Origin of the sequence: Corynebacterium sp., assembly GCF_012838985.1 — a bacterium.
Taxonomy (GTDB): domain Bacteria; phylum Actinomycetota; class Actinomycetes; order Mycobacteriales; family Mycobacteriaceae; genus Corynebacterium.
Map to the genome: position 1 here is coordinate 1 of NZ_DUOE01000205.1, position 11780 is coordinate 11780.

Here is an 11780-nt window from a genome sequence, read left to right on the forward strand (position 1 = left end):
CCACGCCCGGTTCGCTGCCGCAGGCCGCCAGGAAGGCGCCGGCGAAGGTCGTGGCGGTGCCGAGCAGGAACATCCGTCGTGAGCACGTGTTTGATTCAGACATGCCCTCAGTATGCCCCTGCCGTGGGGCCTGCGTAGCGTTTCTGACGGTCATGCTCCCCCACCATCTGGTACTCCGGTCATTGAGATGGGCTGGGTATTGGCCTGGTCCATCATTGTTGTGACGTATCAGTGACTAAAAGGTACCGTTTTAAGATCCTGTGCATTGAATTACGTCACAGTGTCGTTAGGGTTGGGATCAGGCGGTGAGTTTTGTGATTTCCCCTCAGCGCTCTGATCCGACACCACACATCTGCCCGTGAATCTTGTGCTTTGTCCCCGTGGCACCTGAGATCCTGCGTAGGTATCTCGGCAGTGATCCTCATCAACGTGCGACACCGCCCTGCCCCACCCTGACCTCCCGGTTGACGTCTCCGCTTCCGGCGGAACGCCTGCAGCTCGTCTTGATGCAGAGAAACCGGCCGCGACATCTGTGTGATGTCGCGGCCGGTGCATTCCCGGGGTCAGAGAATCTCCCTCCTCTGCGACCCCAGCAGTCCGAGGCCCGTGAGCGCCAGGGCTCCGAGTCCCATCCAGAGGTGCGTCGTCCATTCGCCACTGGTCGAGCTGACCGAGTACTCGAACGGCGAGAGCTCGATCATCCACTGCGGGGCGCTGAGGACCGGGCCGAAGAGAGTGAGCACCGCGGCGCTCACAACCGGCGCCCAGGCGAGGTGCGTCCAGCGCGGTGCCCATCCGACGAGGACCACCGCCACCGCCATCAGCAGCAGGGCGGGAGCCAGCTGGGACCAGGCCGCGGGCACGAGGTTCTCGTAGTCCACGGAGGTCGTGGACTCCTGGGTCCACAGACCCACGGCCCCTCCCCCGAGAATGGCGAGCACACCCAGCACCACCCCGGCGATGCTGACCACGGTGGCTGAGGCGAGCGGCATCCAGCGGCGGACTCCGGTGGACCGCTGCAGGTCGACGGTGCGGTCGAGTTCGCCTGCCCGGTAGCTCACGATCACCTGGATGCCGTAGGTGGCGACGAGAATGCCGCAGAGCTTGGCGGTGTAGGCGATGAACTCGGCCTTCATGTCGCCCTCCCCGAAGATGTCCTTGAAGATCTGCCCCACGTTCGCTTCCGTCTCCATCCACCCGCTCAGCGAACCGGTGAGGGCGATGATGAAGGCCGCGAGCACCGCGATGACGACCATCCAGGTGAGTACGGTTCCGCGGTGGAGAACGGTGGCGAGATGGACCGGACCGCGGACGTGGCGGGTCCGGGTGTGTGGGAGTGAGGGCAGGGCGGCCAAGGCACTTCCGTACTCTCGGTACCTCTCGGCCCACAGCAGGAGCCCGGCGGCCGCCACGCACAGGGCGGCGAGGAGGGCGAGGTTTCCCCAGTCGTCCTTGACATAAGGGTGGACGACGGTTTTCCAGCCCAGCGGTGACACCCAGTTGAGCCACATGAGCTCCTCGGAATCGGCGACCGAGCGGGCGATGAAGGAGCCCGCCACCGTCAGGAGGCCGATCCTGGTCACCGACGCCGGGTTGTCGACGAAGAGAAGCACCAGATGCGCCAGAAGGGCGGAGCCGATCATGGTGAGGGTGATGACCGCTCCCGATGTCAGGCTGCCCTCCCCCGGCATCTCGTCCACGTACTGCGAGGAGAGCCACAGCACGCCGGCGCTGCCGAGTCCCACGATGAGTGAGGCGATGACGGTGGTCGCGAGGGCTGCCGCGGCGGGTGCCATCCGGCTGATGCCGGTGGAGAGCTGGAGCTCGGTGAGACCGAGTGCCTCGGATCTTCGGTGCAGCCCGACGAAGAGGAGGACGCTCATGACGGAGCCGAGGATGATCATCATCGATCCGGCCTCCCACATGACGATCTGCCCGAGGGTGGGCGGATCCTCCAGGGGACCCCACAGGGCGACCATGCCGGCGTTCTGCTGCATACCCATGAGGAAGGACCGGCGGTCCGCGGGCGTCGGATAGTAGTTCTGGTACGCGGGCGGGAAGATCGCGAACACCGCCCAGAGCGAGAGACACCAGATGATGAGGAAGGTACGGCGCAGACGGAGGTTGAGCCGGATCATGATTCGTCTCCGTAGTGCCGGAGGAACATGTCCTCGAGGCTGGCCGGCGTGGAGGTGATGCCCACTCCCCCGGCGTCCAGGACGAGTTGCAGGATCCGGGGAACTTCGTCGCGCGCGGTGGTGACCCGGAAAGTACCGTCCTCCCACACGGCCCCCGGCAGGGCGGCGAGCGCTGATGTTTCACGTGAAACCTGTGCGGTGATCTCGTGGGCGGACAGGTGTCTGAGCTTCTCGACGCTACCCGTCTCCGCCGTCCGCCCGTCGCGAATGATCGTCACATGGTCGCAGAGCTTCTCCACCTCGCTCATGATGTGGCTGGAGAGCAGGACCGTGGCTCCCCTGTCGCGTTCGCGCTTGAGCTCGCGGACGAAAACCTGCTCCATGAGCGGGTCCAGGCCGGCGGTGGGCTCGTCGAGGATGAACACGTCGGCACCGGTGGACAGTGCCGCCACCAGACTCACTTTCCGGCGGTTGCCCGTCGAGTAGTCTCTCGTCTTCTTGTCGGGATCCAGTTTGAACGCCTCGATGAGTTCCGCCTCGCGCTCCCTGTCCACGGGTTGACCCCGGAGGGATTCCAGGGCGCGGAACACCTCGCGTCCCGTGAGGGTGGGCCACAGCGCCACGTCTCCCGGGATGTAGCCGACCTGCTTGAGGATCCCGGGCCGACGCCGCGGATCCTCCCCCAGTACCCGGGCTGTCCCTGAGGTCGGGTGCAGCACGCCCAGGAGAATGCGGATGGTGGTTGATTTGCCGGAGCCGTTGGGGCCGAGGAATCCGTGGATGGTGCCCCGCTCGACGCTCATGGTGAATTCGTCGAGGGCCCGGAATGTGCCGAACTCCTTCGTCAGGTTGACGACCTCAATGACCGGATGTTTCACGTGAAACTCCTCCTTCCATGAGTTCTGCGACTTCCTCGAGGAAGAGCTCAATGAACCTCCGCTGGTTGGGGTGTGGATAGGCGTTGGAGAGCAGGGTCATCACTCCCGGGGTGCGGAGGATCGGCCGTATCGTCCGCCGCCACGCACGGTGGTTGATTCCCCAGTCCGGGCCGAAGACACTGCGGTAGCGCGCCAGCTCCGTCGGAAAACGTGACTCAGCCTCCTCCTCGGACAGGCCCGGAAGGGATCCGAAGAAATGGTAGACATCCACCGTTGCCTCCAGTCGCTCCGGTGTGAATCCGGTGAGCCAGTCGTCGATGAGCGCGGCCGCAAAGGGAATGCGGACGGCCACCTCCATGGCGCGCCGTTCCATTTCAAAGGAGGGACGGGCTTCCGTGGAGAGTCGCGGCCCCACCTCGTCGTAGAAGCGGGACAGCCGCTCCGGAACGGAGTACGGCAGGGGGTCGCTGGTGTCCCCCACCTCGTGTTGCCTCCGCAACTCCCGGAGTCTCTGTCTCCTTCGTTCCAGTTCCTCGATCTGCGCGTCGATCCCGGCCTCAGCGGCGGCGAGCTCCTCGTCGAGGCTCATGTCGGGATTGTGCTGCAACTCCCTCACCGTCCCCAGGCTGAGTCCGGATTCTGTCAGATGTCGGATACGGACCAGGCGGACGGCGTGGTCGAGGGTGTAACGCCGGATCCCGGGATTCGTGGGCACCGGCAGTAGTCCTTCGTGGTGGTAGTGGCGGATCGCCCGGGGGGTGATGCCCACGAGATCCGCGAGAGCCTTGATCTTCATGATCCCAGGATGCATTATGACGTTACGTCGCTGTCAAGGGTGCATGCTCTGGCGTGGGTCGTTGGATGTCGAATGTGACGGCATAGAAAAACTGCACCTCCTGGAGCGGACTTCAATGTCGGAGTCCAACTCCCGGGGTGCAGTTCAGTGCGGACGGGGGCGTTTCACGTGAAACCTAGCGGGTGGCACCCTTCATGGCGGAGACGAAGTCGTGGAGCTCCGCCTTGAGTGCGGACATGTCGGTGACGCGGCCCGGCTCGGGGTGCTCCCCTTCGACATACTTGTCGATGATCTTGGTGATCGCGGAACCGGAGAGTGCACCCGCCGCGCCGGCCTCGATGGCGTCGGCGACGTGCTGGGGGGTGGAGATACCGAAGCCCAGGAGGATGGGGGCACCGCCGAAACGCTTCACGTTGGCCACCACGTCCGCCAGGCCGGTCGTTTCCGATTCGCGTTCCGTGCCGGTGACACCATCCCGCGAGACGGCATAGATGTAGCCCTTGGAATGGGCGGCCACTCCGGCAAGCGTCTTCTCCGCCGCCTGGGCCGGTGCGATGAAAATCGGATGGATACCTGCGGCCTCTGCGGCGGTGATGAAGGGCTTCCCCTCACGCACAGGGACGTCGGGAAGCAGCACCGAGTCCGCACCGGCCTCGGCGAACTCGCGGTAGAAGGTGTCCAGCCCGCGGGTGAAGGGAACGTTGCCGTAGATGAGCATGCCGATGGGCAGGGTCGGGAACTCCGCGCGGATGGTGCGGATCTGAGCGAGGGCGTCATCCACCGTCACTCCCCCGTCGAGGGCGCGGATGTGGGACTTCTGGATTGTCGGGCCGTCGGCGACCGGGTCGGAGAAGGGCACACCGAGTTCGAGTGCGTCGGCACCGGCCTCCACCACGGTGCGGATGATCTCGAGGGCGTCGGCGGGCGTGGGGTCGCCGAGCATGAGGAAGGGTACGAAGGCACCTTCGTTGCGCTTGCTGAGGGCGTCGAAAAGCTCCTCATAACGTTGGGTCATGGCTACTTGTTCTCCTCGGTGTTGATCACGAGTGCGGGGTTCTCTTCGAGGGCGCGGCGGACATGGTCGACGTCCTTGTCTCCACGGCCGGACAGGGACACGAGGATAGTGATGTGCTCGTTGTTCTCTTCAGCCAGTTTCGCGCGTTTGAGGGCGTAGGCCATAGCGTGCGAGGACTCCAGTGCCGGGATGATGCCCTCGTGGAGGGAGAGCAGCTGGAAGGCCTCCAGTGCCTCCGCGTCGGTGATACCGACATAGGTGGCGCGGCCGGAGTCGTGGAGGTACGCGTGCTGCGGGCCCACGCCCGGGTAGTCCAGGCCGGCGGAGATGGAGTAGGACTCCTCCACCTGGCCGTCGGAATTGCGCATGAGGTAGCTGCGGGCGCCGTGGAGGATGCCGATCTGGCCGTTGTTGATGGTCGCGCCGTGCTTGCCGGAATCGAGTCCCAGGCCGCCCGGCTCGGCGCCGACGAGCTCGACAGCCTCCTCGTCGATGAAGTCGGCGAACATGCCGATGGCGTTGGAGCCGCCGCCGACGCAGGCGACGACGAGGTCCGGCAGTCCGCCGGTGCGCTCGATCATCTGCGCCTTGGCCTCCTCGGAGATCACCTTGTGGAATTCCCGCACGATCGTCGGGAAGGGGTGGGGGCCCGCGGCGGTGCCGAGCAGGTAGTGGGATTCGTGGAAGGTGGCGGTCCAGTCGCGCAGGGCCTCGTTGACGGCGTCCTTGAGGGTGCCGGAACCGGTGTCCACGGGGATGACCTTCGCGCCCATGAGCTTCATGCGGAAGACGTTGGGCTGCTGGCGCTCGACGTCCTTGGCACCCATGTAGACGACGCACTCGAGGCCGAGCAGGGAGCAGGCCAGGGCGGTGGCGGTGCCGTGTTGGCCGGCGCCGGTTTCCGCGATGATGCGGGTCTTGCCCATGCGCTTGGCCAGCAGTGCCTGGCCGATGACCTGGTTGGTCTTGTGGGCGCCGCCGTGGACGAGGTCCTCGCGCTTGAGGAAGATCCGGGCGTGGCCCCTCCCCTCCCCCTCGCGGGGCAGGTTCGAGCACTCGGTGAGCGGGGTGGGGCGGCCGAGGTAGTCGCGGAGGTAGGTGGCCAGTTCCTCACGGAAGGCCGGGTCGTTCTGGGCGTCGACGAAGGCCTGCTCCAGTTCGTCGAGGGCCGGGATGAGTGATTCGGGGACGAACTGTCCGCCGAATTCGCCGAAGTAGGCGGGCAGGATGGTCGCGCCGCCGTCGCGGTCGGTGGAGGTGGTCATGGGTATCGATCCTATTCGTAGCTGAATCCGCGGATGGCGGCGAAGACGGTGCGCAGGGCGCCGGAGTCCTTGCGGCCGGCCCACTCCCCCGCGCCGGCGGGGTACTCCACACCGGAGTTGAGGTCGAGTCCGAGGCAACCGACGGTGAGTGCGTCGTGGACATTGGAGGCGCCGAGGCCGCCGGCGAGGAGGGCCTTCTGCTTCACCTCGGCGGGGATGGCGGACCAGTCGAAGGTCTCCCCGGTGCCGCCGTCGCCGGAGTCGAGGACGAGCATGTCCACGTCGTCGGCGATCGCGAGGGCGGTCTCCACTCCCCCGTCGGTGGTCATCGACACCGCACGCCACACCTCGACGCCCGCGGGGACCTCCTCGCGGACGGCAGCGATGAGTGCGCGTTCGGCCTCCACGGAGTCCTGCAGAGGGGCGTGGATCTGCACGGCCGACACGCCGTCCAGGCACAGCTCCGCGTAGCCGGAGGTGCGGCGGGAGACGGCGACGTACTTCAGCCCCGGCTCGGCGCCGATGATCTGCTGCGCGGTTTCACGTGAAACATTGCGCGGGGAGGCCTCCTCGAAGATGAGGCCGCCGTAGACGGCACCGGAAGCCGTGGCCGCCTGCGCCGCCGACGCGGACCCCAGGCCGCAGACCTTGTTCGGGCCGTAGACCAGGGAGCGGGCTGCGAGGTCGATGTCCGGCTGGGAGGTCAGCTGCGAACCGACGAGGAAACCGTTGGAGTGGGCGCCGAGCTGGCGGACGGTCTCGCTGTCCCGGATGCCGGACTCGGAGACCACCACCGCGTCCTCGGGCACGAGCTCCGCCAGTCGGCCGGAGCGTCCGAGGTCGATGGACAGGTCGTGGAGGTTGCGGTGGTTGACGCCGATGATCTTCGCGCCCAGACGCAGGGCGCGTTCGGTCTCCTCCTCGTCGATGACCTCCGTGAGGATGTCCAGGTTGTACTTCGCGGCCACGGATGCCAGCTCCGTGTACTCCTCGTCGCTGAGGACGGAGAGCATGAGCAGGATGGCGTCGGCACCGAAGTAGCGGGCGGCGTGGATCTGGACCTCGTCGATGATGAAGTCCTTGCACAGCACCGGCAGGTGCGTGGTGGAGGCGACGGTGGCCAGGTGGTCGTAGTCGCCGCCGAAGCGGTCCGGCTCGCAGAGCACGGAGATTCCGCAGGCGTAGCGGGAGTAGACGCGCGCGATGGCGCCGGGCTCGTAGTGCTCGCGGATCATGCCGAGCGACGGCGAGGCCGACTTGCACTCCATGATGAAGCGGTTGCCGCCGCGGCCGTCGGCACGCAGGGCGTCGTACAGCGAGCGGGTGGACGGCGTGAGCGAGGCGAGATCGACGTGGGCGATGCGGTCCCGGATCTCCGGGAGATGGCCGCGACGGCCCTCGACGATGCTCTCCAGAACGGTGGGCAGCTTAGACACTGTAATCAGTCCCCTCATGAGTGGTGATCCAGTCCTGGACTGTACCGTCCTCCAGCAGGCGCAGAGCCAGATCGGTGCCCTCGCGGAGGCTGTCCGCGCGGGAGTTGAGATAGAACATCGCGCCCGCGTTGACGGCGACGGCGTTGCGGTGCGCGACCGGGCCGGTGCCGTCGAAGATGGCGCGCATGTGGCGGGCGTTCTCCTCACCGTCACCGCCCGTCAGGTCCTCCAGGGAGCACTTCTCGACGCCGAGATCCTCCGGCGTGATCTCGTAACGCTCGATCGAGCCGTCCTCCTTCAGCTCCCATACGGTGGTGGTGCCGTGGACGGCGATCTCGTCGGTGCCGGCGCCGTGGACGACCAGGGCGCGGGAGCGGCCCAGTTCACGGAACACCTCGGCGAGCATCTGGCCGTGGGCCGGGTTGGCCACGCCCATGATCTGGAACTCCGGACGCACCGGGGACAGCAGCGGGCCGAGCACGTTGAAGAGGGTGGGCAGCTTCAGGGCCTTGCGCACCGGCTGTGCATGGGCGATCGCCGGGTTGTACGCCGGGGCGAAGAGGAAGGTGAAGTTGGAGGCCTCGAACTGGCGGACCGCGCGGTCCGGGTCGAGGTCCAGCGGGATGTTGAGTGCCTCGAGAACGTCGGCGGAGCCGGAGCGGGAGGAGACGGAACGGTTGCCGTGCTTGACCACCTTGAGGCCACCGGCGGCGGCCAGGAGGGAGGCGCCGGTGGTGATGTTGATGGTGTTGGCGCCGTCGCCACCCGTGCCGGCGGTGTCGAGCACCCCCTCCCCCGCCACCGGGAACGGATGTCCCGCGTTGAGGAAGGCCTTGGCTGCGCCGGCGATGTCGGCGAAGGTCTCGCCGCGGGTGCGGATCGTCGCGAGGAGGGCGGCGATGTGGACGTCGTCGTACTCACCGATGGTCATCGGGGTGAAGACCTCGACGGCCTCCTCGACGGTCGGGGCCTTGTTGTCCAGGAACCGCAGCAGGGTCTGGAGCTTATCGGGGTGGGTCACGGGAGGGTCCTTTCGGTGAGCAGCTGCTCGACGCAACGGTTGAGGATGATGGGCCCCGACGGGCTGAGCACGCTCTCGGGGTGGAACTGGAGGCCGATCGCCCGGTCCATGGCGGCGGCCATGATGACGTCGCCGACCCGGGTGTCCGTGGTGGCGAGCGTGGTCACGCCCTCCGGCGCCGTGACGCAGCCGAGCGAGTGGTAGCGCGCGACCGGGACGAGGCGGCCGACCTCGCCGGGGATCTCCGCGTCCACGGCCAGGCCCGCGAACACCGGGGAGTCGACGCCGGCGTCGGTGAGTTCCATCGGCAGGGAGACGCCGTGGACGGGACCGCAGGGCTCGACCGTGCCGCCGTGGTGCTCGATGAGCGCCTGGAAGCCGAGGCAGATCCCGAGCAGCGGAATCTCGCCGAGCACGCGGTCGACGAGCTCGAGCAGGTTGCCGGCGTCCGCGGGGTAGCCGGGCCCGGGCGAGAGGCAGATGAGGTCCGGCTCCGCGGCGAGGATGTCCTCGACGGCGACGCTGTTGCGGAACACGGTGCACTCGTGGCCGGCCTCCGCGAAGGCGTCGACGAGGTTGTAGACGAAGCTGTCGTGGTTGTCGACGAGCACGATGTGAGTCATCGGATGACCTCCAGGGTCGAGTCGGCGGCGAGCGCGATGGCGTTGAGGACGGCGTAGGCCTTGTGCAGGGTCTCGTCGGCCTCGGACTGCGGCTGCGAGTCGCGGACGACACCGGCGCCGGCCTGCACGTGGGCGACGCCGTCCTGCACGAAGGCGGAGCGGATGACGATGCAGTTGTCCATCGTGCCGTCCCCCTTGAGGTAGCCGATGGCACCGCCGTAGGAACCGCGGCGCCGCTTCTCGACGCCCCGCAGCAGCTCCATCGCCCGGATCTTCGGCGCACCCGACAGAGTGCCCATGTTCATGCACGCCCGGTAGGCGTCGAGGGCGTCGAGCGAGGGGTCGAGGGTGGCGGTCACCCGGGACACGAGGTGCATGACGCGGGAGTAGCGGTCCACCTGGAGGAGGTCGGCGACGCGGCGGGTGGCGGGGACGGCGACGCGCGCGAGGTCGTTGCGGGCCAGGTCGACGAGCATGGTGTGCTCGGCGATCTCCTTGGCGTCGGTACGCAGCTCGAGTTCCATGCGGATGTCGAGCTCGTCGTTGATGGAGCCGTCCGGGTTCATGCCGCGCGGTCGGGTGCCGGCGATCGGGTAGAGCTGCACCTCGCGGGTGTCGGCGTCGAACTTGAGGTTCGACTCCGGGGAGGCGCCGAACAGCTCGAAGGGACGGCCGTTCGTGCCGGTGCCCCGCTGGTAGAACATGTACGGGCTGGGGTTGGTCTCACGCAGCTGGCGGTACGCGGCGAAGGCGTCGGGGCAGGGCGCGGTGAAGGTGCGGGCCGGGACGACCTGGTAGATGTCGCCGTTGTGGATGTTGGCCTTGAGGTCCTCCACGTGGGCGCAGAACTTCCTGTCGTCGATGTCGGCCTCGACGCGCAGCACGTCCTCCGGGTGGTGCTCGACGTCGTAGGTGGGCACGTCGGCGTCGATGAGCGTGGCGAGTTCCGCGATCCGTGCCTCGAGGTCGGCGGCGTCGGCGAAGGTGACGCCCGTGAGCTGGGCGGTCTGGTCCTCGTGGTTGATGTGCAGGACGATCTCCGCCAGGACGAACTGGTAGTCGGGGTACGTGTTCGCCCCCTCCCCCACCGGCGGCAGCTCCTCGAAGGTCTCGAGGAAGTCGAACGCGATGCCACCGGCCAGCAGCGGCAGGGTGTCGGTGCGGTAGCCGGCGTCGCGGGTCAGCGCACGCAGCGGCTCGACGGGGCTCACGGCGGTGAGCCGCTCGCGCTCGTCCACCGCCGCGGTCAGCGGGAACGTGAACGTGTCACGGCCGTACTCAGCCAGCTGCCCGTTGAGCTTCTCGACGATCACCTCCCCCGACGGGGTCAGCGCCTCCGCCTTCACCGTGTGTCCGGTGCACGTCAGGCGCACGGAGGAGGTGAGGACGGCCATCGAGGAGATGCCTGATTTGGTGGTGATGTCCGCCGATTCCAGCAGGAGGGATTCCGGGGCGGTCGTGCCGCCGATGTGGGCGAACAGACCGGAGGCGTCAGGGTGATAACGGACGTCCCTGGTGACGATGTTCGGGGAGCTCATACGGGCCTTTCGGTGGGAGTGTGCCCCGCAGGCTCGACCGTCAGAAAAGGCCCGCGGCGCTTCATGGGAAGCTGGCGGGCCGGAAGGAACAGACGTGGCACGCCGTTAAGCGCGCCACCACCACTGGGTGTCAGTCATGTTCTTCACAGGAGGAAACGTTAATGCCCGGAAGTGGTCTTCGCAAGTCCTCCGGGGGATTCTCAGGCCTTGTCGGCCTCGGAGGCGGCCTTCCGCAGGGCGGTGAGGTCCACGGCGGGGGCCTCGGCGGGTGCGCCGCAGTTGCAGTCCTGGCCGCAGCCGCCGGCGGAGTCGTCGCCGTCGCCGCTGTCGTCGTGAAGCGAGGCGATGCGGGCGCCGGCGTTGGCGCCGAGGGAGAGCGCCACCAGGGCGATGAGGACGGTCACCACGGTGAACACCCACATCCAGCCACCGCTGACGAAGGCCAACATGGCGCCGAAGAGCAGGGCCACGCCGCCGAAGGTCCAGATCGGGCCCGCGGCCGCGTGGGCGGCGCGCCAGGCCTCCTCCGACTTGCGCACCTCGGGGACACGCAGGCCGAAGATCGCGTTGCCCGGCAGTTTCCGCGCCCAGGAGAGCACGCCGAAAAGCAGCAGGGCCCCGGCGAGGACGAGCAGAATCACAGCGATGACGGTCATAACCCAGGAGTCTAACCCTGCGGGGGTAGATTCCTGGCATGGACCTGAAACGACTGACTTCGTCGCTGCTGTTCCGGGTGATCCTCGCGATCATCCTGGGCATCGTGTGCAGCCTCTTCTTCCCCGACTGGATCGCCCGGATCTCCGCCACCTTCAACAGCCTCTTCGGCGGTTTCCTCGGATTCTTCGTCCCCGTCCTCATCTTCGCCCTCATCACCCCGGCCATCGCGGGGCTGGGCCGGGGCGCCGGCAAATGGCTCGGCGTGACCACGGGCATCGCTTACCTGTCGACGATCCTCTCCGGACTCCTCGCCTACGTCGTGGCCCTCACGGTCTACCCGTGGCTGCTGGCCGGGCAGGAGGAGGTGCAGGCCTCCGACATCGACGAGGGCGGCCTGACCCCCTACTTCTCCA

11 protein-coding genes and 1 pseudogene are annotated in these 11780 nt (G+C 67.3%); 1 reads left to right on the forward strand and 11 read right to left on the reverse strand.

Translation table 11 applies throughout. The features are described from left to right. From GXZ33_RS11570 to GXZ33_RS11620, 11 genes and pseudogenes are all read right to left on the reverse strand, one after another. Positions 1-103 (reverse strand): annotated as a pseudogene (locus tag GXZ33_RS11570) (Rieske (2Fe-2S) protein); the annotation flags it as partial. Positions 104-563: 460 nt separating this feature from the next. After that, a complete protein-coding gene (locus tag GXZ33_RS11575) occupies positions 564-2138 on the reverse strand; it encodes a hypothetical protein (protein WP_291341266.1) in 1575 nt (524 codons plus the stop codon). Further along, a complete protein-coding gene (locus GXZ33_RS11580) occupies positions 2135-3016 on the reverse strand; it encodes an ABC transporter ATP-binding protein (protein ID WP_291341268.1) in 882 nt (293 codons plus the stop codon). Before GXZ33_RS11580 ends, GXZ33_RS11575 begins: the two co-directional genes overlap by 4 nt. After that, positions 2997-3812, reverse strand: a complete 816-nt coding sequence (locus tag GXZ33_RS11585; protein WP_291341270.1) for a MerR family transcriptional regulator — start codon at positions 3810-3812, stop codon at positions 2997-2999. The genes GXZ33_RS11580 and GXZ33_RS11585 overlap by 20 nt, the downstream gene beginning before the upstream one ends. 175 nt (positions 3813-3987) lie before the next feature. Further along, positions 3988-4827, reverse strand: coding sequence for a tryptophan synthase subunit alpha (trpA, locus tag GXZ33_RS11590; RefSeq protein WP_291341272.1), 840 nt, complete (start codon positions 4825-4827; stop codon positions 3988-3990). A 2-nt stretch (positions 4828-4829) separates the two neighbouring features. Continuing rightward, positions 4830-6092, reverse strand: a complete 1263-nt coding sequence (trpB, locus tag GXZ33_RS11595; protein ID WP_291341274.1) for a tryptophan synthase subunit beta — start codon at positions 6090-6092, stop codon at positions 4830-4832. Positions 6093-6103: 11 nt separating this feature from the next. Further along, positions 6104-7534 carry a bifunctional indole-3-glycerol-phosphate synthase TrpC/phosphoribosylanthranilate isomerase TrpF gene (gene trpCF / locus GXZ33_RS11600; RefSeq protein ID WP_291341285.1) on the reverse strand — a complete coding sequence of 477 codons (1431 nt, stop codon included), beginning with the start codon at positions 7532-7534 and terminating at the stop codon, positions 6104-6106. After that, positions 7521-8549: an anthranilate phosphoribosyltransferase gene (trpD, locus tag GXZ33_RS11605; protein ID WP_291341276.1), complete on the reverse strand. Its 1029-nt coding sequence runs from the start codon at positions 8547-8549 to the stop codon at positions 7521-7523. Before trpD ends, trpCF begins: the two co-directional genes overlap by 14 nt. Continuing rightward, a complete protein-coding gene (locus GXZ33_RS11610; RefSeq protein WP_291341279.1) occupies positions 8546-9172 on the reverse strand; it encodes an anthranilate synthase component II in 627 nt (208 codons plus the stop codon). The genes trpD and GXZ33_RS11610 overlap by 4 nt, the downstream gene beginning before the upstream one ends. After that, entirely contained in the window at positions 9169-10710 is a 1542-nt protein-coding gene (locus GXZ33_RS11615; protein WP_291341281.1) for an anthranilate synthase component 1, read from the reverse strand. Before GXZ33_RS11615 ends, GXZ33_RS11610 begins: the two co-directional genes overlap by 4 nt. A gap of 200 nt (positions 10711-10910) precedes the next feature. Then, positions 10911-11366, reverse strand: coding sequence for an SdpI family protein (locus GXZ33_RS11620; protein WP_291341283.1), 456 nt, complete (start codon positions 11364-11366; stop codon positions 10911-10913). 38 nt (positions 11367-11404) lie between these two features. On the opposite strand from GXZ33_RS11620, the gene GXZ33_RS11625 reads away from it, so the two are divergent. Next, positions 11405-11780: cation:dicarboxylase symporter family transporter (locus GXZ33_RS11625; RefSeq protein WP_291341284.1), on the forward strand; the 376-nt coding region annotated here is incomplete at its 3' end.

What these genes read in the sequence shown, in the direction of transcription:
- GXZ33_RS11610 (WP_291341279.1), bottom strand. Translation starts at nt 9,172, where the DNA reads ATGACTCACATCGTGCTCGTCGACAACCACGACAGCTTCGTCTACAAC.
- trpA (WP_291341272.1), bottom strand. Translation starts at nt 4,827, where the DNA reads ATGACCCAACGTTATGAGGAGCTTTTCGACGCCCTCAGCAAGCGCAAC.
- GXZ33_RS11620 (WP_291341283.1), bottom strand. Translation starts at nt 11,366, where the DNA reads ATGACCGTCATCGCTGTGATTCTGCTCGTCCTCGCCGGGGCCCTGCTG.
- trpB (WP_291341274.1), bottom strand. Translation starts at nt 6,092, where the DNA reads ATGACCACCTCCACCGACCGCGACGGCGGCGCGACCATCCTGCCCGCC.
- GXZ33_RS11575 (WP_291341266.1), bottom strand. Translation starts at nt 2,138, where the DNA reads ATGATCCGGCTCAACCTCCGTCTGCGCCGTACCTTCCTCATCATCTGG.
- GXZ33_RS11615 (WP_291341281.1), bottom strand. Translation starts at nt 10,710, where the DNA reads ATGAGCTCCCCGAACATCGTCACCAGGGACGTCCGTTATCACCCTGAC.
- GXZ33_RS11585 (WP_291341270.1), bottom strand. Translation starts at nt 3,812, where the DNA reads ATGAAGATCAAGGCTCTCGCGGATCTCGTGGGCATCACCCCCCGGGCG.